19 protein-coding genes and 1 riboswitch are annotated in these 20,182 nt (G+C 43.0%); of the genes, 10 read left to right on the top strand and 9 right to left on the bottom strand.

Features of this window, described 5'->3' with window-relative positions; all coding sequences use genetic code 11:
• The first annotated feature begins 64 nt into the window (after window positions 1–64).
• Genes NZ875_03690 through NZ875_03675 form a run of 4 tightly spaced genes read left to right on the top strand, consistent with a single transcriptional unit; the run spans window position 65 to window position 3,934 of the window.
• Window positions 65–916, top strand: a complete 852-nt coding sequence (locus tag NZ875_03690; GenBank protein MCS7174838.1) for a sugar ABC transporter permease — start codon at window positions 65–67, stop codon at window positions 914–916.
• A gap of 15 nt (window positions 917–931) precedes the next feature.
• Window positions 932–1,744, top strand: a complete 813-nt coding sequence (locus NZ875_03685) for a carbohydrate ABC transporter permease (protein ID MCS7174837.1) — start codon at window positions 932–934, stop codon at window positions 1,742–1,744.
• A 1-nt stretch (window position 1,745) separates the two neighbouring features.
• A complete protein-coding gene (locus tag NZ875_03680) occupies window positions 1,746–2,954 on the top strand; it encodes a Gfo/Idh/MocA family oxidoreductase (GenBank protein ID MCS7174836.1) in 1,209 nt (402 codons plus the stop codon).
• Between the two features lie 2 nt (window positions 2,955–2,956).
• Window positions 2,957–3,934: a Gfo/Idh/MocA family oxidoreductase gene (locus tag NZ875_03675; GenBank protein MCS7174835.1), complete on the top strand. Its 978-nt coding sequence runs from the start codon at window positions 2,957–2,959 to the stop codon at window positions 3,932–3,934.
• Window positions 3,935–4,012: 78 nt separating this feature from the next.
• Here the strand turns inward: NZ875_03675 and NZ875_03670 are convergent, their stop codons facing one another.
• From NZ875_03670 to NZ875_03645, 6 genes are all read right to left on the bottom strand, one after another.
• Complete coding sequence (locus NZ875_03670) at window positions 4,013–5,374, bottom strand: hypothetical protein (GenBank protein ID MCS7174834.1); 1,362 nt, start codon at window positions 5,372–5,374, stop codon at window positions 4,013–4,015.
• Complete coding sequence (locus NZ875_03665) at window positions 5,352–6,632, bottom strand: DUF58 domain-containing protein (GenBank protein ID MCS7174833.1); 1,281 nt, start codon at window positions 6,630–6,632, stop codon at window positions 5,352–5,354. The genes NZ875_03670 and NZ875_03665 overlap by 23 nt, the downstream gene beginning before the upstream one ends.
• Window positions 6,632–7,570, bottom strand: a complete 939-nt coding sequence (locus tag NZ875_03660) for a MoxR family ATPase (GenBank protein ID MCS7174832.1) — start codon at window positions 7,568–7,570, stop codon at window positions 6,632–6,634. The genes NZ875_03665 and NZ875_03660 overlap by 1 nt, the downstream gene beginning before the upstream one ends.
• A complete protein-coding gene (locus NZ875_03655) occupies window positions 7,567–8,217 on the bottom strand; it encodes a hypothetical protein (protein MCS7174831.1) in 651 nt (216 codons plus the stop codon). The genes NZ875_03660 and NZ875_03655 overlap by 4 nt, the downstream gene beginning before the upstream one ends.
• Window positions 8,218–8,247: 30 nt before the next feature.
• Window positions 8,248–8,310, bottom strand: a riboswitch (Fluoride riboswitch).
• A 3-nt stretch (window positions 8,311–8,313) separates the two neighbouring features.
• Window positions 8,314–9,678, bottom strand: coding sequence for an MATE family efflux transporter (locus NZ875_03650; GenBank protein ID MCS7174830.1), 1,365 nt, complete (start codon window positions 9,676–9,678; stop codon window positions 8,314–8,316).
• 55 nt (window positions 9,679–9,733) lie between these two features.
• Window positions 9,734–10,294, bottom strand: coding sequence for a YkgJ family cysteine cluster protein (locus tag NZ875_03645; GenBank protein ID MCS7174829.1), 561 nt, complete (start codon window positions 10,292–10,294; stop codon window positions 9,734–9,736).
• 104 nt (window positions 10,295–10,398) lie between these two features.
• On the opposite strand from NZ875_03645, the gene NZ875_03640 reads away from it, so the two are divergent.
• The 4 genes from NZ875_03640 (at window position 10,399) to NZ875_03625 (ending at window position 15,876) form a co-directional block, all read left to right on the top strand.
• Window positions 10,399–10,932: a GNAT family N-acetyltransferase gene (locus tag NZ875_03640; protein MCS7174828.1), complete on the top strand. Its 534-nt coding sequence runs from the start codon at window positions 10,399–10,401 to the stop codon at window positions 10,930–10,932.
• 1,020 nt (window positions 10,933–11,952) lie between these two features.
• Window positions 11,953–13,338 (top strand): MATE family efflux transporter, encoded by a 1,386-nt coding sequence (locus NZ875_03635; GenBank protein MCS7174827.1) that lies wholly within the window; start codon window positions 11,953–11,955, stop codon window positions 13,336–13,338.
• An 8-nt stretch (window positions 13,339–13,346) separates the two neighbouring features.
• Window positions 13,347–15,155, top strand: coding sequence for an LTA synthase family protein (locus NZ875_03630; GenBank protein ID MCS7174826.1), 1,809 nt, complete (start codon window positions 13,347–13,349; stop codon window positions 15,153–15,155).
• Window positions 15,145–15,876, top strand: a complete 732-nt coding sequence (locus NZ875_03625) for an rRNA pseudouridine synthase (GenBank protein MCS7174825.1) — start codon at window positions 15,145–15,147, stop codon at window positions 15,874–15,876. Before NZ875_03630 ends, NZ875_03625 begins: the two co-directional genes overlap by 11 nt.
• Here NZ875_03625 and NZ875_03620 read toward each other — a convergent pair.
• Window positions 15,851–16,696, bottom strand: coding sequence for a lysoplasmalogenase (locus NZ875_03620; protein ID MCS7174824.1), 846 nt, complete (start codon window positions 16,694–16,696; stop codon window positions 15,851–15,853). The two genes, NZ875_03625 and NZ875_03620, sit on opposite strands and share 26 nt — an antisense overlap.
• On the bottom strand, window positions 16,693–17,622 hold the full coding sequence (locus NZ875_03615) for an anion permease (protein MCS7174823.1): 930 nt from the start codon (window positions 17,620–17,622) through the stop codon (window positions 16,693–16,695). The genes NZ875_03620 and NZ875_03615 overlap by 4 nt, the downstream gene beginning before the upstream one ends.
• Window positions 17,623–17,727: 105 nt before the next feature.
• Here NZ875_03615 and NZ875_03610 point away from each other — a divergent pair, with 105 nt between their 5' ends.
• Window positions 17,728–18,432: a 2-C-methyl-D-erythritol 4-phosphate cytidylyltransferase gene (locus tag NZ875_03610; GenBank protein ID MCS7174822.1), complete on the top strand. Its 705-nt coding sequence runs from the start codon at window positions 17,728–17,730 to the stop codon at window positions 18,430–18,432.
• On the opposite strand, the gene NZ875_03605 is transcribed toward NZ875_03610, so the two are convergent.
• Complete coding sequence (locus NZ875_03605; GenBank protein ID MCS7174821.1) at window positions 18,424–19,197, bottom strand: SDR family oxidoreductase; 774 nt, start codon at window positions 19,195–19,197, stop codon at window positions 18,424–18,426. The genes NZ875_03610 and NZ875_03605 overlap by 9 nt on opposite strands.
• 98 nt (window positions 19,198–19,295) lie before the next feature.
• Here NZ875_03605 and NZ875_03600 point away from each other — a divergent pair, with 98 nt between their 5' ends.
• Window positions 19,296–20,129, top strand: coding sequence for a DegV family EDD domain-containing protein (locus NZ875_03600; protein MCS7174820.1), 834 nt, complete (start codon window positions 19,296–19,298; stop codon window positions 20,127–20,129).
• Window positions 20,130–20,182 lie beyond the last annotated feature (53 nt).

Genomic DNA, 20,182 nt, shown 5'->3' with positions numbered 1-20,182 from the left:
AGAGGGGGGTACCACTGTGGTACCCCCCTTATGTTGAATTTATGCAGATTGAAGGTGGATTGAAATGAACAAGGTAGTGAGTAGTAGATTCATTTTTACGATACCAGCGTTGATATTTTTGTCTATATTCGTTTTGCTGCCGATATTCAGCGTTTTTGTGATGAGTTTTTCCAACTGGGACCTTCTTTCTCCTCCGCGTTTTGTGGGTTGGTCGAATTTCGCCAGACTGTTTGAAGACAAATGGTTTTGGAACTCGGTGTGGGTATCCATCAAACTTTTGATACTGACTGTACCGATGACGTTCTTCATATCACTGGCGCTCGCAGTGTGTTTGTACAAAGAAACCACCTCCTCGAAAATTCTGAGAGCTTTGTTTTACTGGCCTTACATGATGCCTGCCGTCGCAGGGACAACCATGTGGAAATGGCTCTTGTCATACGATCTAGGTTTATTGAACCACGTTTTGAAATCTGTAGGTTTCAATCCGGTTCCTTGGTTACTCAAACCAACTGCTGCATTGATTGCGATCGCTCTGCTGCGCACATGGGGTATGACCGGACTTTTGATGATGATGTTCATCACAGGATTGCAATCCATTCCTGAGGAATTGCACGAAGCCGCAAAGGTGGATGGTGCGAACAGATGGCAAATGTTCTGGTACGTCACGTTCCCACTGTTGAAGAACACGAACCTGCTAGTTTTAACGACGGATATTGCACACGTATTCAGAGACTTTGCGGGAATCTATGTTCTAACTGGTGGAGGACCAGGCTATTCGACGATGGTCACACCCCTCTACATATACAACACCGCGTTCACCCAATGGCGTATAGGATACGCATATGCGATGTCGATCGTTTTCTTGTTGATCTCATTTGCCATAGCCATGGTCACTCTACGCGTGCGGGAACGTTGAATGGGAGGGAAAGCGATGGCGAAATACATAAAATGGATCTTTCTCTTCACAATGTTGATCTTTTACATGTTACCGGTGTATTACTCGATCGCTTCCTCTTTCAAGGGACTGAAAGAGATCTATTCCTATCCCCCAACCATCTTCCCTGAAAAGCCGACAATTCAGGGATACAAAGAAGCTCTACAAAAACAAGATATGTCGACCTATTTGAAAAACACTTTGTTCGTCGCTTGTGTTGCGACAGTGATAACTGTTTTGATCAACGTGATGGGAGGATATGGTCTTGCAAAAGGAACTTTCATCGGTAAAATTGCTCTCAACAGGTTGGTCGTCATGACACTTTTCGTAACTGCGCAGGTGATAATGGTTCCATTGTTTGTAATCATAAGGAGATTAGGATTGATAAATAATCTCTGGGGTCTTATACTCCCCGCTGTATACACACCGACTGGTATGTTCACAGCTATTCAGTACATGAAGGATATTCCAGATGAATTCCTTGAGAGTGCGAAAATCGATGGTGCTAGTGAATGGGCAATATTCTGGAAAATCGTTTTTCCCTTATCAAAACCACTCATAGCAGCTTTAGCCATATTCTCTTTCACCTGGCGATGGAACGACTTTATTCTGCCATTGATCGTTGTCAACAGAAGGAAGTTGTACACTTTGCAACTCGCGCTCGCGGTCATCCAGGGAGAGTACGGTGGAGTACCATGGAACACAATTTTGGCGTTTTCAACCGTATCGATCATACCAACTCTGATCATTTTCTTGGTGTTCCAGAAGTTCTTCATGCGCGGTATCACCGCAGGAGGGCTGAAGTATTGAGATGCACACGATTAAAGTTGTTCTCGTCGGGTCAGGTGGCTACGGTAAAAAATACGCAGAGTATTTACTGAGAGAAAGTCATCTGCACAATACCCTTCTCGTAGCTGTTGTAGACCCATACGCCACCAAGAGTGAAATTTACGCGCAACTTATCGAAGCGAAAATTCCAATCTTTGAGACGTTGGAACAGTTCTACTCACATATGAATGCCGATCTTGCTGTGATTTCAACACCAATACACTTGCATTGTGAGCAAACTTGTTATGCTGTTCAACATGGAAGTCATGTTCTTTGCGAAAAACCTGCCGCACCAACTGTTGAGCAAGTTAAAGAGATGATCCGAGTGAGAAACTATTGGAAACGCACCGTAGCTGTTGGTTTTCAGTGGTGCTATGATCCAGCCGTTCAACGGTTGAAAGAAGATATCCTGTCTGGAAAATTCGGTGCAGCAAAAAGATTCAAATGTTTGGTACTCTGGCCGAGGAACACCGCTTACTACAATAGATCTCTCTGGGCAGGAAAACTCAAAATCAACGGTCAATGGGTACTGGACAGTGTTGCCTCAAACGCCACAGCACACTTTCTACATTTCATGCTTTTCCTGCTTGGCCAAGATATGTTGAACAGCGCATATCCCGATTTCGTTGAGGCAGAACTTTATAGGGCGAATCAGATAGAGAGTTTCGACACCTGCGCGATGAGGATTAGCACGAAGGATGTCGAGATACTCTTCTTCGCGTCTCATGCTGTTAAAGAAAAGATGGGACCGATGTTCGAACTTGAATTCTCTCAAGCAATCGTATACTTCAACCATCCAGATTTTTTGGACAGTACGGATAGCCTTCTCGTCGTTCATCGGAACGGAACGAAAGAAATTTACGGGGCAGTCAATCACGGTAGTATGAAAAAGCTATGGGACGTTGTAGATCTTCTGAAAGGTGAGAAAAAAACTTACTGCACTTTGGAATCTGCTCTCAGTCTCACTTTAACTGTGAATTGTGCACATCTTTCTTCTGAGGTTGTTGATTTTCCAAAAAATTTGAAACGAATTGAGGGCGACCCGCCCTTGGTTTGGATCGAGGACCTTTCAAAATGGATCAGAGAGTGTTTCAACCAAGGAAAACTTCCAAGTGAGCTGAATCTACCCTGGGCCAGGGCGAGTAAGAAAGTTAATTCAGGGCAATGTGGTGGGGTGTTTGAATCTTGTTAAAAGTGTGCATCATCGGTGCGAGTGGTCACTATGGATACGTATTGGAAGAACTGAGTGAAGATTTTGAAATTTCAGCGATTGCACCTGGTGTTTTGAATGAAGATGTCTCGCACTTACTCTTCAAACTCGAAAGGCTCTCATTGAAGCCACGTGTGTACGAAAATTACTCAGAAATGCTGAGATTGGAGAAACCGGACGTGGTGGTCATAAACACTCACTTTTACATGAACGGTAGAATCCTGCAAGAAGTGTTGCAAATGGGCATACACGCTTTCGTTGAGAAACCCATCGCAACTAACCTCAAAGATCTTGAGCGGATCCAAGAATTGCATTCACTGTTAAAAAAAGAAGTTCGTTTCGCAGCGATGTTTGGTTTAAGATATAAAGCTTGGTTTCTCACAGCAAAACACATTGTTGAGTCTGGTGCGATCGGTGATATAAGGCTCATGAACGCTCAAAAATCTTACAAGCTCGGTGAGAGGCCCGCTTTTTTCAGAAAAAGAGAAACATTTGGAGGAACTCTCGCCTGGGTTGGCATACACGCGATAGACTGGATCCATTGGATATCGAACAAACGTTTCGTGAGTGTATGTGCACTCCACTCTCGAATGGCGAATCGAAACCACGCCGAGCTTGAGGTCACAGGCGCATGCTTGTTCGAGCTCGAGCAGGAAGTGATCGCAACCGTTTCGGTGGACTATTTGCGTCCAGAAGGTGCAGAAACACACGATGATGACAGGTTGAGGATCGTGGGTACAAAAGGTGTTCTTGAGGTTGCGGAAGGAAGAGTGAAACTCATCGATGAAGATGGGACACGTTTCGTACCACTCACAGAAGGTGGCCGTATATTCAAAGATTTTTTGAACTGTGTGCTTGGCAAAAACGAGTGTATGGTGAGTGAGCAACAGTCCATTTATGCAACGTACATCGCGTTGAAAGCTATAGAAGCGGCCGATAATCATACAACGATTAGATTTTAATCTTTTCACGTTTCCTTTGCTCTTTGGGCTCTACATTCAAATGAAGTTTGGGTTGGAACCTCGGGATTTTTAGTGAATTCAAGTCGATCTCTGTGGGAGATCTTTCTCTAGAAAGTTGCAAGTTTCCAGAAAATCAGTATAAAAATTTTGGATCTCTTCGGATCGTAATTTTTTGCCCGCGTATTTCAAAGTCACATACACATCTGTTAATCTCTTGAACGCCTCGAACGGATCTTTCAAGTTTAAAACCTCGTACGGAGTCAAATGATGCAGATTTGGAAAATATTTTCTTCTAAGCCACCAATATGCTTCTTTGACGAAGTGTTCAGACACTTCGTATTTGAGAAGGCTCTCATGAGACGTCACTTCATTCACTCCTGTGTGCATCGGCTTTTTCGATTCCACAGGAGCACGTACGTTCGTAGTTATATAAAAGGTCAAGTAGATCATGAAAAAACCACTGAGAATCAATAAAACGAGTGAAGACCAATTCAAAAAATTTGCAATTCCAATTACATTACGTTTTGATTCGCTCGTCGCAGTTGGCGTAGACTCGACGAACTGGACATTCTGTTGTGAATTTTGCTGAACCGATTCGACCTCGATTTTTTGAACAAGACTAGAATCCATCTGCGGTTTGATTAACGAGAAAACCAGCGAAAGCACTGACATGATCAGAGAAAAGCTCACGGCACCCAGCGTTAGAAGAACCAAAGTTCCCTTAACTTTGAACATTTTGAAGCTGAGTGTGAACAGGAAAATCCCGAAAAGAATCAACATAATAGGAAAGAAAATCTTCTCCAAAATCGAGCCAAGGTCCATTGAGGCACTTTTTTGCGTTTGCTCGATTTTTGCATTGTGCTTCTCTGCTGGCTCAATTTGAACTGTCACCAGTTCCTTCTGCGGAGTACCTTTAGGGAACAATTTCAATACGTACTGCATTGGAGAAAATCTAAAGTTCAGTAAGACAAGTGAGGTCAGCGATGAAAAGATTAAAAAGAATATGAGTATTTTTTTGTTGACGCGGACTTTGATCCAGAGGATAGAAAATACCACGATCAGAAAAGTCACAATCGCTTGGACTTTTCCTATCCATTGAGAAAAACTCAAACATGTCCCCAGAACGATGACGAAAATCCAAATCGACATGCTTCGACTCTTGAGAGCGTTCATCATCACTCCTATACCCAGACTGGTGAGGAAAGATTGTAAACTGCTCCTTGAAATCCAGTAAAATGTGATCCAACTCGAAAAAAACGTTATTAAAGAAAACAGAGGTTTTGAGCAGCTCGGCTTGTGATCAAACATCATACATGTGAAGAAAACCGAAGCGGGTATCGCTATGTAAAGCCACAATGGTTTATCCTGCCCAAGCATCGGTAAAGTCAGAATTGCACAGATCACAGTTAAGAACCAATCAGTGAATCTTGTCGATCTCATAGAAAACCTCCTGCAAGGTTTGATTTGGTTTTACGATTCTCACGATCACTTGTTCTTGTTCCAACAACTTTGCTTTTTCATGCAGTTTCACCATGTCCAGTGGATACATTTCGTAAGTCCTCGTGGGTCTATAACGAGGATCTCTGAAACCGTAAGGCAAAAGAAAAACCATGAGCCGAGCACACCGCGCTTTTGCTTTCAGCAGTACTGGTAAGATAGAATCAGTCAAGAACATGGAGAGAACTACCACTGTCGAAGAAAACGTCAATTTAGGTATTTGCGAAAACAGTACATCGGTCAACTGAGGGCCATCCTCGTCACCTTCAGCCAGCGCGAGCATCTCAACGGCTCGGACCCAACCATCTTTCGAAGCCCAATCCATTTCTAGGACTTGCTTTCCCACAACGGTCACGTTCATAGCATCGTTACTCTGAGAGAGCCAATATAAAATGGCTGTCGCAGCATGCACGACTTCCTCCTCATAGTTAATTCTGATCTGAGCCCACACGTTCTTCGCGAAAATTTCCTTGGACATGTTCAAATCAACGAAGACAAAAGTTTTGCTCGCAGCAGTGGGTTCATATTCTTTGACCAGCAATTTTCCAAACTTTGCTGAGGCTTTCCAATGAATCTTTTTTATAGGATCGTTCGAATATGCTCTCAATCCTCGTATTCTCAAAGGATCCTCGAACAATTTGAAATCTGACCTTCTTCCCGGTATAGGTTCTCTCAATCTCGCAGGGAAAAACTCTAGAGGCATCAATCTTGGAAGAACGAGTATTTCCTGTGGTGCGTTGAATTTAGCCCATATTCTGAAAAGTTCAAAAGGATGTTCATAATAACACACCAGATCGCACAACACTTTTTTTCCCTTCGTTGGGAAGGACGTCCTCACGTCCAGTGTAACAGGCTCTGTGTTGAGGGTCACGTTCTTTTCGAAGAGGTTGTACGTGAGAGAACGACCAACCTGTATTTGCCCCATGAGTGTAACCAAGATCCGTCCTTCCGGAGAGTGAATCGAATGGTGAATCCAAACTTCGTCACCAACGAATACCCTTTCCGTTGAACATCTTCTGTACACTTCAAGCTTCGAAATGTTTCTTTTCACATTAAGATAGTTCAACCATAAAAAAAGACAAACGACGCCGAACAGAACGCTGAAAACCATCACATCGAGAACTAGCCAGACGACAGCTGTCGCAGAAAGAAGAATCAAAGGTTGAACGTTCGAAGTGAGGGAGTTCAACTTGAGTCTCACTACTTTATTGGTGCCTCCTCAGTCTCAAGTATTTCTTCAACGATTGCTTGCTTCGTTTTACGCATCAACAGAGCTTCAGGTTTTAGCACCAATCTGTGAGCCAAAGTATCCACAGCGATTGATTTTACATCGTCTGGTAGGACAAAATTTCTACCCTTTATAATCGCTAAAGCACGAGAAAGATGGATTAAAGCGATACTACCCCTAGGACTGGCACCGAGCGCCACATCTGGATGACATCTTGTCCGTGCGACCAGTCTGACTGCATAGTCCATGATGGACTCATCCACATACACTTCCTTGACGAGCTCTTTCATCCAAGTCAACTCGCTTGGTTCAGACACAGCTTTAAGCGATTCGATAGGATGAGATTTCTGTAATCTCTTGAGTAGATCTATTTCCTGCTCTTTTTCTAGATAACCCAGGTTCAAACACAGGGCGAATCGGTCGAGTTGTGCCTCTGGCAACGGAAAAGTTCCTTCGAATTCCACGGGGTTTTGTGTCGCTATGACGAAGAAATGCTCATTCAAATGATACGTTGTACCATCGATCGTCACCTGTTTTTCGGCCATCGCTTGTAAAAGAGCAGACTGCGTTCTCGGAGTGGCCCTGTTCACCTCATCTACCAACAGCACATCGGTGAAAATGGGACCCTTTTTGAAGCTGAAGGAACCAGTTCTCGGGTCAAGGACGCTGAATCCTGTGATATCGGAAGGTGTTAAATCCGGTGTGCACTGAATTCTACTGAAACTCAGTCCTAGAGATATTGCAAAGGATCTGGCCAGCATAGTTTTTCCAACACCCGGTACATCGTTTATCAGCACGTGAGATGAGCTCAAAAAAGCAGCCAACATCTTTTCAACGATGTTCCTTTTCCCAACGATTACACGACAAACGTTGTCCAACACACGGTTCGCAAAATCTGAGACTGAATTCATCCTGAACGCCTCCAAAAATGGCACTTTTTTGCTATCAAATTCCCAGCAGTTTTTCGTGCTAATATTTCTTCCTCCGTGAAATTCTCCCTATTTTTGTAATCATGCTTATTAATGTAAGAAGTGAGCAGATTCATCAAACGTTGATATTTTAGAAGCTGCACATGCTTAAGTTCGTTCCTCAAGGGATCTTTGAGCTTTGACGACAAAAAAATGTAATGATCGAAGCAAAGGACGGATTCTGAAGAACTGTAGAGATCAAAAACGTCTCGGATATTTTCTATGAAACATTGGAGATATACCATCTCGAAGGTTCTCTCTTTTTCACAAAACAAACAAATCCCATCTTGTACAGATTTGGAACTTTTTTCGGTGAGCTTGGCTAGGTGATCGAGTAAGTCTGCGTAGACGATCGCCAAACTCATGAAGCTCAATTCCATATGACGACTAAGGTAAGATTCGATCCTTTGAACGTGCGCTTGACACAACCTTTTCGAGCGTAGTTCAGATCTCAGTCCAACATCGTTGACAAGTTCATAGAAGAAAGTGTCTATGCTTGAGTCCACAGCTTTCTTCACAAGTGAACATATTGGACATGTGAATTGAAATTCGAGTATAGCATCTTTCAAACTGATCCCCACAAGGTCCATCGATCCTCACCTAAACAAAAACTCCTACCCTTTTGGGTAGGAGTCATCAGCCCCTTCGGGCAATTGACGGCGGACTCCATTGCCGACTTTATTTTATCATACGACCCTGTATGTCTTCCATTTACCTTTGAAAAAAACAATGGAAGCGTAAAGGACTTCTCCTAACTCAGCTGCGAGAAAGGAAAACCAGAGAAATTTCCCAGAGAGTTTGAACACGTATACCACCACTAATGCGTAAGGCACTTGCACGAACCATCTGCCCACAATACTCGAAAACATAGCAGCTTTGGTGTATCCAGATCCAAAGAAAGCACTCATGATAGAAACGGAAAAACCGGCCAGTAGTATTGCCCAAGACCCTATACGAATAGCCAACATCCCTTCTCTCACGACTTCCACGTCACTGGTGAAGAGCTTGATTATCATGTCGGGAAATGTGTTTGCCAAGATCACGAATGCCGAGACGAACAAAGAACTGTAAATTGCGGATAACATGACCGTTCTTTCCGCCCTGTCAATCTTGTTCGCACCCAAGCATTGGCCGACGATCGTGCTCGCCCCTATAGAGAATCCAAACAGTGGAACGAAGGCCAAACCCATCATCCGATCGACAACACCTATAGCAGCGAGCACCGTTGAACCATACATGCTGAAAAACTTCATCATGATCATCCAAGAAAGGTTCCTCAAGAACATCTCGAGGCCCGTTGGCAAGCCTATGGTTATCAACTTTTTATCGATGGCCCAATCTAGTCTCAAAAGTCCAGAAATCTTTATCTTGACAACACCGTGCCCGCGAATTAGGATTGCCATTCCCCAAAGGAAAGCAACACATGTTGATAGAACAGTAGCTATCGCGGCGCCTTTGACTCCCAGACCCAAACCTCTAAAATTCACGATCGGAACGCGTTCGAACATGAAAATCGGATCCAGAACCATGTTCAAAACGGCGCTACTGATCCATATGATGGTTGGAAGTCTAGACTCTCCTGTTGTCCTCAAAGCCGTGTGGATAGAATACGTCGCGAAAAAGATTGGTAAAAAGAATATACGCCAATAACCATAATCGAGGCCTGACGATATCACCGTTGATTCTCTGCTGAAGAATCTCATCAAAGGATTCAGAAAGACAATCAGAAAGGCAGAAGCAATGACTGCAACAAAAATTTTGAACACGATCGTTTGCTCAATGGTTCGATTCACGCGAACATAATCTTTTGCACCGTAAGCTTGAGATATCAGTGAAACCGATCCGGTACCTATGATCTCGTTCAACACCGTTGCGAGCCAAAAAATTGATGAGAAAACAGCAACACCAGCCATTGCAAATGATGAAATCTTACCAATCCAAAACATATCGACTATGTCATACATTATCTGGATCGCAAAGCCACCCATGGTGGGTAACGCCATATACAACAAATTTTTGCTGAGGTTCCCCTCAGTCAAATCGCGGGCCATTTGTGAAGTCCCCTCTCTAATTGATGGTTAAATCAATTTCAATTCTGAATATTCGTCAGCCAGCGAGCGGAAACGACGAGTTATTGAACCATAATCTCAAGCCAACATACTCTAGTGCTTTACGGAACGCGGTATTTATATCATATCTGTTTATAGCCAATTCCGGATCGATATTGTACAATCTGTCGAAATAAACTTGTGCATTGACCAGCTGATGAAAATTATTCTGTAGCTTTTCCTTCAAAAGTACGCACGAAAGGATTTGCGGAGTTTTTCGAACAACGAAACTGGCAGAAAACAAACGGCAAATCAAAGGTCTATACCGGTGGAAAGAACAACCACCCTCGGGCTTGAAAGCAATGTTCGTCTCTAACAAAAGACACCGATCTTGTGGTGTCACACGTTGAGATTTTTCATACCATCGTTCAAACTGTCCAGATTCGAGTAAGTACCAAGCCAGTGGGAAAAATTCCATCATAGAAACTTCTATGTTGTAGGCAGGAGTATCGCAACAAAGTCTACAACCATCACAACTGAGAGCTAGTTTGTCGTGCACTTCGTCCAGTTCTTCGTATAAACTTACAACTTGGGTTGAAATCGTTCTAAGTTTTTGCAACTCGATTCACCCAGAAATGTTCAATTAACAAAAATTCGTGACAAAGGGGTTATGAGATTAAGAATTAGTGTTTCTGATTGCTTTCGAAGTTGAGGTGAATGGGAATGAACATCGTGAAATTAAACAAGAAAGAATGGGAGTCATTCAAGTTGGAGTATCATTGGGAAACCTTCGACATCTACAGAGTGGAGGTCGCAGAAGATGAAGATGGTTGGGTTGTGAAAGTGAAAAGGTCAAAGAACGATGAAAGGGTTGTGAAAACGTTTCGAGAATATCTCTACAGACCATGGATGGAAGATTGCGAGATCTACGGTCTAGAGCTAGATGGGAAAATCGTAGGTTGGATGACGCTGAGTTACGAACATTGGTGTAACAGATTGAGAATTTTTGAGTTGTTCATTCTTGAAGAATACAGGAATCGTGGGTTTGGATCGATGTTACTCAACAAGGCAAAGGAAATAGCTAAAGAGAAGAAATTCCGTGCGATAGTGCTCGACACTCATAACAGCAACTTCAAAGCGATAGAGTTCTACCGCAAGCACGGTTTTGAACTGAACGGTTTCGACCTCACGCAGTATCACAACGACGACGTTGATAGGAACGAAGTCAGAATAGACCTCGTTTTCAAAATCCAGTGAAAAACCTCGAGCGTCCAAGGAAACCAAGTTATGCTTAGATCCTAAATATGAAATAATGGCATAACTAAATTATCGTTTAGAGATCAATTTACCCTAAGTATTGATTAAAAAGTCAAAGTTGAGCTTTAATGGGTACTTATTAATATTGATTGATCAAATATATTAATAGTTCTATAGATTCGAACCATTAAACTTTTATCGGCGAAATTTTGCCTGGGTTTGTCGAAAATTTCATGCTTTTTTGGTGTCAGAAAATCCAGTAGTTAACAACTTCTCGAGGAAACCGATCGAGGATTTGAAATCTGCTTGGCTTGGGAATTCTTAATTTGCATGAACTTTAAGCCTTCGATGGTTTTATCAAAATTTTCACTACGCCGCTCCGCAAAGCATTCTTGCTTGCAATCCTTCTCGAAGCGATCTTAACTATCAACTCGCTTTGGTAGATCAACATCGAACCTTTTCTTCAATATGCAATATAAGGTACATTATATTGCATAAGCAACTTGTTTGTGAACACTTTGAATTCGAAGCCTTTAGTATTCTGGCGAGGTTGCAAGTTTCGACTTTTCAAGCAGATGGTGAGGAGTTTTCCAAAAGGTTATGATTCTCTTTGCTGATAAATACATCATATATACATAACTTATTGGTAATTCTACATCATGTCCATTTAATTAGTACATATGATTATTATTTATGCGAATACAGACTATAAATAATAGTTAAATCGACTACTTATAAATTAGTAATTACTTCATGTTTAGAAATTAAATGTATATGATCATGCTACCAATGAAGATCTCCAATCTCGCAGGATTAGTTGTGAAAACTGATGCGGTTGAATTGCCGTAAATCAATTCTATTTTCTTCAAAACTGAGTTTGCTCATTTTTTATAGCCACAAAGTTGAAGATGCCGACGCTTTTATCTTTTTTTCACATTATCCAGCTTGAACTACAAAAACTTTTTGAATGATGATGTTAAAATCGTCCTGCCAGCGAACTATCTTTGGAGGTGCATGCTCATGGAGACGACGTACAAGGGTGTAGCTACACTGCTGGGAGATCCAAAGAAAGCGATTTTGAAATTATCGACACCAATGATGTTTGCCATGTTGATGCAAACACTTTACAACCTTGCCGATGCCGTATGGGTCGCTGGGTTGGGACCAAACGCACTGGCAGCCGTTGGAGCGTTTTTCCCTATATTCATGATCATCCTTTCTTTCGCCACAGGACTGGGTATAGGTACCAATGCCGTCGTTTCACAAAAAATAGGCGCCAAAGACAAAAATGCTGCTGAAAATGCCGCAAAGGTGTCGATAATATTGGTTTTGATTTTGGGTGGTACAATAACGATTCTTTCTTTGCTGCTCATTAAGCCAGCTTTGATGCTGATGAAGTTGTCCGATGAGGCGTTCCAGTTATCCTTGAAGTATTCGTACGTTGTACTTCTGTTCACAGTGATATTCATGTTTACCAACATAGCCAACGCGATTTTTCGTGCCGAAGGTGATGCCAAGCGCGCCATGTTGGTCATCACTACCGGATCGGTTTTGAACATCGTGCTTGATCCTATATTCATTTATCCTTTGAAGCTCGGTGTTCTAGGGGCGGCGTATGCTACAGTCGTATCTGCATCCGTGGGACTTTGGATGAGTTTGTACTGGTTTTTCTTTCGCAGAAATACCTACCTCAATTTGGACTTCAAGAAAACCCATCTCGATTTCTCTATTCTTTGGAAAATCCTTGTCATAGGAATCCCAGCCTCTCTGGCACAGCTTTCGATGTCTGTAGCGATTTTCATTCTCAACAGATTCGCAGCTATTGCTGCCGGGGCTAAAGGCATAGCCGTTTTCACGAGCGCATGGAGGATCATAAATTTTGGTACCATTCCGATGTTGGGCATATCCGCCGCTGTTACCTCCGTGACTGGTGCTGCTTTTGGAGCCAGAGATCCTGAGAAACTTGAAAAAGCTCACTTGTTCGCCATTAAACTTGGATTCATTATAGGAATATCGGTGATGGCGGTTATACAGATTTTCTCTAAGCAAATAGCGTATCTTTTCACTTACTCTAAAGATGGTAGCGCGATATTCTCCGATATCGTTCATGCATTGGTTATCCTCAGCCTTTTCTTGCCTGGCACACCGTTCGGCATGTTCACCTCTGCTATGTTTCAGGGTATAGGTCACGGAATTAAGAGTTTAATAGTTACAGTCTTCAGAACGATAATTCTTCAAGTGTTTTTCTGCTGGTTGTTCGTGAACATCTTACACATCGGTGTTTCTGGCGTTTGGTGGGGTATAGTCATTGGTAATTTAACAAATGCTGTGGTAGCTTTCAATTGGGGCAGAAGTGTCATAAAAAAGCTTAGGCAATCGCATGACCAAACAAATCAAAACCGTTGAACGAGCTGGTGGTACCCTTGTGGAGCATAACTAGAAAATACGGATTTCTTCTCTTCACACTGATCAATGCAAAGATGGTTTTGTTTTACTTGTTCACGTTTGGACCATCCAAGATTCAAAGCTACTTGGCAAGTTTGTTGTGGTTGTCGTTTCTCTTCCTTGTCTTCTCAACTCTCACGGAAAAAAAGCGTTTCGTCCTGTACACCATCGTGTCTTGCATGCTCGTCGTTGATTATCTCTATTTTCAAAACTTTGGCTCCTTACCTTCCATTAAACATCTGCTCTTACTCCCACAGTTACCTAAAGTTGGTTCCAGTATAAAGTATTTCCTCAACCCCATATCACTTTCATTTGTGGCGGATGTTCCGTTCATACTGAAATTGGACAGAAAGGTCCTCAAACACTTCGATCGCGAGGAAAGATCTTCAAGAAAATCAAAATCTCTGTGGCTGTGCATAGTACTGTGCTTTGCTTTCGCGAGCTTTCCGATTTTCGTTGAAGATCTCAAACCTATGCAAGTTTTCAACAGATATGGGTTGATAGCCTACCATTTGTATGACCCTGTCTATCTATTACAGAAGGATCCACAAATTCCATCCAATCCTGTGTCAAACGAATTCAACAAACCAACATCACAGAAGAACTTTACCGGCGTCGCCAAAGGGAAGAATGTGATAGTCATTCAGTTTGAAGCTCTGCAAAACATGGTGATACGAAGAAGCTACAACAACCAGCCTATCACACCGAATCTCAACGATCTCGTAGGGAACAATTCAATATACTTCAGCAGATATTATCAACAGTCGTGTTCGGGAAACACCGCTGATGCCGAATTTGTTAGTTTAACGTCCCTACATGCACCCATCGATCAACCTGCGTACGAAGTTTATTCGGACATCGATTTGGATGCGTTACCCCGTATTTTAGCTAAGATGGGATACTACACTTTGGCGATCCACGGAAACAATGCCACTTTTTGGAACAGAGATAAAGTATATCCGCATCTTGGCTTCAAAGATTTCGTAAGCTTGGAAGACTTGTCGCCAGATGAGATCATCAACATGGGTCTGAGTGACTTTTCATTCTACAGACAAGCAGTTGAGATTTTGAAGAACATTCCTCGCCCATTTTTCGCTTTCATGGTCACTCTATCCAGCCATACACCGTTCTTCTTACCTAGCAATCTCAAAACGCTCAAATTGGACGCCAACCACGAAAACACGCTGTTTGGAAACTATCTGCAAGCGATCAATTACGCAGACAGCGCTTTTGGATACTTTCTAGAATTGCTGAAAAAATCCGGTTTATACGAAAATTCAATCATAGTTGTGTATGGAGATCACGCAGGACTGTACCCATTCAACAGGGAAGTTAAACAACTCGTTTCAGAATGGCTCGGAGAAGAATACGATTTCCTCAAAGCGATGAATGTTCCTCTCATAGTTCATGTACCTGGTCTTGGAGGGAGCTACCAAATCGATAACGTGGGTGGACAGATAGATTTTGCACCGACACTGTTGAATCTGATCGGAATGAGCGAAAAACCATCCTTCATGCTAGGTGAAGACCTTTGCAACGGTGGTAACTTTGCAGCTTTGAGGTATCAGTTGCCCGATGGCTCTTTTGTGGATTGCTCAAGATTTTTCGCTGTCTCAGAAGACGGCGTGATCCAAAAGAGTGTCGCCTTAGATTTGAAAACCAAAGAACAATTGCCATACTATGAATGCTTAGACGGATACAAAAGAGCCATCAAACAAATACATATCTCTCGAGATTTCTTGGAAGGTCTGAGATCGAAAGGAAGTGGTGAAGATTAGGCTTGACAGGTATCTTTCCAACGCCGGTTTGGGAAGCAGAAGTCAAGTTAAAAAGCTGATCAAGTCGGGGTTCGTTAAAGTGAACGGGCGCACGGTGAGGGATATTTCATTTGAAATACATGAAGTCGATGTCGTTGAGTGTCACGGTGAGATCATCGAAGCGCCGAAGCATCTGTATTTGATCATGAACAAACCTTCAGGGTATGTGTGCGATAGAGTTCAAGATGCAACGGTGTTTGACTTGATCGATCATCCAAGGTCTGATCAACTTCACGTGGCAGGGAGACTCGATAGGGACGTCGAAGGCTTGATCATTTTGACGACCGACGGTTGGTTCACACACATGTTGATAGATCCAAAATCACTCTTGGAGAGAGAATATGTGATCCACGTGCAAGGGTCACTCACCAAAGAGATGAAACGGATCGTCGAATCTGGACTCGCCGTCGGAAAAGTTCAATTCGCGCCAGCAACCATCGAGCAAATTCAGGAAGGTATCGTTAGGTTAGTGTTGACGGAAGGGAAGTATCACGAGGTGAAGAGGATACTTCGTTCGATAGGTCTTGAGTATAAAAAGATAACACGTGTAAGGTTTGCAAATATAACCTTAGGTGATCTGACGCTCGGTGAGTGGAGAGCTTTGACGAATGATGAAATTCATCAACTGTTACAGATCGCTACGTACAATCGAAAACTCAGGTCACGATCGAGAGGACTATGAACAATTGACCGATGAAGTATGTGAACAAGACCAGAAAATTTCTCAAAGGAAGTCTTTTTACGAACTTGTCCCAAGCGATGCACGAGTCGGAGAGAACGAACAAAGCTGCACCGATTGGAAGCAAGGTCCTCAGAGGATAGATCTCACTCCCCATAGCCCCAAAACTCAGTGAAAACATCGTTGCAATAGCCAAGCTGTAAAAAAGGACTGTCAGTTTGAACCGGCCAAGATTCGCTTTCAGAAAGAAATATTGAAACAACACAATCGAATAAATCCCTGCAAAGGTCCACCAATTCGGTATACCGAACAGTTTCACAAAACCAACGGAATAGAGGACATGAGTAATAAAGAAAGCGAGCATACCATGAAGAAAATGTCTTTCAAATTCTAGGAAGATATCTCCAACGAGACTGAAGATCAAGCCTGCCAGTATGAACCATTCCGATCCACTATAGTTCAGTAAAGCGATGGAGATGATACAAATTGTTGTGAGCGCTTTGAAAAAGACGCAATTTTTGGATCTATTCTTGAGCACGATGGTTACCACCATGAGCAAAAAGGTGGAAAAAGCTAACATCAAAGTGACCTTAAATTTGAAGCTCCCCACCTCCATGTGAGATTCTTCCCCATAGGATACTGTTCTAACTTCTGCTTTTTCGAAATCGACAGTGTTCAGTTGCGGTTTGCTGAAAAATATGCCATCCTGCGCGGTAGCATAAACGGCGAAATGTTTCCTGCCAAATCCAGCTGCATGTGAAACCATTATCGAGTTGATTATGCAGAGGAATAGGACTAAAAGTGCACATTTTTTCAAGATCATAATTCAATCCCTCGGATCAGCAAATACGAAACCGTCGCCGAAACGAAAGGTGTTTCTACCCACGCTAAAACGATGTTCAGAATCATTTTGACGTTGGAGAGTTTGACTCCTTTTGCATAACCTGCACCTATCACTGCTCCAACTATAGCTTGAGAGGATGAAACTGGAATTCCTACCAAGCTGTAAACCCAAACAGTCAAAGAATGCGCAAAGATCGCTATCATCGCCGAGAAGTGATCCAGTGCGATTATGCTCTTTCCAACAGTCATGATCACCCTTTTACTGAACGTGATCATGCCAAGTCCTATGCAGATACCTCCTAACAAAGCAGCTTCAAACACGCCGAACAAGCTACCTACAAGGGCTCCAGTAACATTCGCTACGTTGTTGGCACCGAGTGCGTAACTCCCATACAAACCTGCAATCCAAGATCCTAATTTAACAAAGCTATCTTGCACCTGAATCGACTTGATTCGTCTAAAAAGCGTGGATCCAAGCTTGTAAAGTAAAAAAGAAATGATCATAGCACCGATGGGAGTGAGCACCCACACGATCACGAATTTTGCCATGGGAGCCCAGTTGACATTCGAAAATCCGAACCTGTGAATGTTCACTCCAACTATTCCTCCAAACACGGCCTGAGATGTGGAAACTGGAAATTTGAGCAAGGTCATCACCGTGACGGTCAAAGCAGCAGATAAAATAGCTACGGCGCTGTCGAGGGCTATACCAGTTGAAATCTGAGATACGTTGATGAGACAGTGGGAACCGCCCACCACAGCTCCCAACACCACGAAGATCGCTCCGAGCAGCATAGCTTTTCTGTGCGGTATCAAGCCTGATGCCACAGTTGGACCAAAGACGTTCGCTGCATCGTTGGCACCGAGTGACCAACCTAAAAACACGGATGGAAACACGTACCACATTGCTCGACACCTCTAAAAGTAGAAAGACTGTAATTCATTTTACACTAATTTCACCTTGTGTGTGCAATCGGGTGGAATTCATATAATCGTTAGGAGGGATTTTGATTGATTTACGCAGTCATTCTGGCTGGTGGAAGATCTGAGAGATTCTCCGGAGAGATTCCGAAGCAGTTCGTTGAGATAGCGAATAAACCTATCTTGATCTGGAGTTTGACGACATTCTCGTCAGTTTCAAGTTTTGCAAGGATCATCGTTGTTCTTCCACAAGAATGGCTCGAATACGCAAAAAAGCTGGTGGAATCGTATTTGAGAGATGAGAGGTTGTTATTCATAAAAGGAGGTCAGACGAGAACAGATTCACTAATGAAAGCACTCTATTTCATAGATGAACGTTTCAACATAGGTGAAGAGGATATAGCTGTGACGCACGACGCAGCGAGGCCTTTCGTTACAAGAGAGCATATTCTCTCCAGCATAAGATTGTGTGAAGAATTCGAAGCCGTAACCTTGGCAGTGTCAGCTACAGATACTGTCGGTTTATCTTCGGATGGTCGCGTGATCAAATCTTTGACCGATAGGAACTCAACTTATCTAATACAAACGCCACAGACTTTCAAAGTTAGACTGTTTCTAAGGTTATACGAAAGACTCACACCTCAGGAAAAAGCCGCCCTGACCGATGCATCGGGTGTGTTCATACTGAACGATCATCCCGTTGCCATCTTACAGGGAGACAAGAGAAACATCAAAATAACAACGAAGGAAGATATCACTCTGGCAGAATTCATAGCTCAAAAGCATTCATATTGAGGAGCTTACAAAACCACCGTCTACCCTCAGAGTGGTCCCCGTTATATAAGAAGCCCTCTCACTGGCCAGAAAAATCACAGCAGCAGCTATCTCTTCTGGTCTACCTAAACGCTTGACATCGTTTTCTTCTGCCATTTGTTTCATTATTTCCTGTTCACTCTTCAAAGTTTTTCTCGCAGTGTCTTCAATGATCTGGTGTAATCTTTCAGTCATCGTGTGGCCAGGCGCAACACAGTTGAAAGTTACGTTGTATTTTGCATACTCTCCAGAAAGGCTTCGCATCAATCCAGCGACGGCCATCCTCAAAGAATTGGAAAGCAACAGCCTTGGCAGGGGTTCGAAAACGGAAATGGAAGTTATAGCGATCACTCTACCCCATTTTCTTTCAACCATCCCAGGTAAGAAAGCGTTTATCAATCTGACGGTGCTCATCACGAGAAGTTCGAAGGCAAAATGCCAATCTTCATCGTGCAACTCAAAGAAATCTCCAGGTTTCGGGCCACCAGCGTTGGCGACGAGCACGTCCACTTCACCAACAGCTTTTTTGATTTGCTTTATATCTTCATCCTTTGAAAGATCAGCATCGAAACCGTACACTTTGGCAGGGTACAGCATCGAAATCTGTTTTGCGACCTCTTTTGACTGTTGCCTCGCAACCACGAACACGACAGAACCTTCTTTCGCAAATTCTTCGGCGACCGCACGACCTATACCCCTCGTTCCACCACAAACAAGTACCCTCTTGTTAATGAGTCCAAGATCCATCTTCACACCCCTGAGATTATTCTCTCACATGTGAAAATCTGTACTGATGGAAAAAAGTGATAGAATTTTTTTGAAAAATTCAATTGGAGGGAAAGGCTTTGAACGAGGTTGCTTTCGTTGTGGATAGCACGGCAGATTTTCCAGAGAACTGGTCATCGCCGATGGATATGTATAGATTACCGTTGAGGGTACGTGTCGGTGGAATAGAATACAGAGACGGTGTAGATATAGATGCAGATAAACTCTGTCTGCTCATGAGCGAAGGCCACGATGTATCGACTTCATTACCAAGCTTTGAGGATATTGTCAGCTTGTTCAGAAGCATTCAAAGCAAGTACCGAAAGGTCTTCGTGTTGACCTTGTCACAAAAACTCAGTGGAACGTTCAACGCCGTGAGAATGGTCATCGAAAACCTCAGTTTGAAGAACTTCGTCCTGTTGGATTCCAAGGGTGTCAGTGGAAAAATATTTTACGTTCTCTCTCGTTTGATCAACGACGTTATGAACGGAAGGAATGTTTCACAACAGTCTGTCGAGAGATACGGTAGGGACTGCGAAATGTTCTTCTTGCTCGGTTCGCTCAATCATTTGAAAAAAGGTGGTAGAGTCGGTAAGCTTTCCCTTCTTTTAGGTAAGCTTTTGCATCTAAAACCTGTTTTACGACTCGACAGAGATGGAGAAGTCTGTAAAGCGGCGATCGGTAGGAACGATCAAGATGCTCTAGAGAAATTGACCAAGCTGGTCAAGGCGTTCACGAAAGATTCTCCTGAATACGTTCTGTACGGCGGATATGGTTCAATGAAGATGAAAGAAAAATTAACAGAAATACTCTCAAAGTTCCCAAAATGCGACGGCATCGCACGGGTAGGTTCAACCGTTCTGGCTCACACAGGACCAGATGTGCTTGGAATCCTTGTTGGTAAAGCTTTCTAATTGTGATCCCTTATGTGTCCTGTTTTGTGCGGCACATCGAACCAGCAAGAATC

The sequence above is a fragment of the Pseudothermotoga sp. genome, assembly GCA_025060105.1.
GTDB lineage: Bacteria > Thermotogota > Thermotogae > Thermotogales > DSM-5069 > Pseudothermotoga_A.
This window is presented reverse-complemented; position numbering and strand designations above follow the sequence as displayed.

What these genes read in the sequence shown, in the direction of transcription:
- NZ875_03690 (MCS7174838.1), top strand. Translation starts at nt 65, where the DNA reads ATGAACAAGGTAGTGAGTAGTAGATTCATTTTTACGATACCAGCGTTG.
- NZ875_03685 (MCS7174837.1), top strand. Translation starts at nt 932, where the DNA reads ATGGCGAAATACATAAAATGGATCTTTCTCTTCACAATGTTGATCTTT.
- NZ875_03680 (MCS7174836.1), top strand. Translation starts at nt 1,746, where the DNA reads ATGCACACGATTAAAGTTGTTCTCGTCGGGTCAGGTGGCTACGGTAAA.
- NZ875_03670 (MCS7174834.1), bottom strand. Translation starts at nt 5,374, where the DNA reads ATGAGATCGACAAGATTCACTGATTGGTTCTTAACTGTGATCTGTGCA.
- NZ875_03660 (MCS7174832.1), bottom strand. Translation starts at nt 7,570, where the DNA reads ATGAATTCAGTCTCAGATTTTGCGAACCGTGTGTTGGACAACGTTTGT.
- NZ875_03655 (MCS7174831.1), bottom strand. Translation starts at nt 8,217, where the DNA reads ATGGACCTTGTGGGGATCAGTTTGAAAGATGCTATACTCGAATTTCAA.
- NZ875_03650 (MCS7174830.1), bottom strand. Translation starts at nt 9,678, where the DNA reads ATGGCCCGCGATTTGACTGAGGGGAACCTCAGCAAAAATTTGTTGTAT.
- NZ875_03640 (MCS7174828.1), top strand. Translation starts at nt 10,399, where the DNA reads ATGAACATCGTGAAATTAAACAAGAAAGAATGGGAGTCATTCAAGTTG.
- NZ875_03635 (MCS7174827.1), top strand. Translation starts at nt 11,953, where the DNA reads ATGGAGACGACGTACAAGGGTGTAGCTACACTGCTGGGAGATCCAAAG.
- NZ875_03620 (MCS7174824.1), bottom strand. Translation starts at nt 16,696, where the DNA reads ATGATCTTGAAAAAATGTGCACTTTTAGTCCTATTCCTCTGCATAATC.
- NZ875_03615 (MCS7174823.1), bottom strand. Translation starts at nt 17,622, where the DNA reads ATGTGGTACGTGTTTCCATCCGTGTTTTTAGGTTGGTCACTCGGTGCC.
- NZ875_03605 (MCS7174821.1), bottom strand. Translation starts at nt 19,197, where the DNA reads ATGGATCTTGGACTCATTAACAAGAGGGTACTTGTTTGTGGTGGAACG.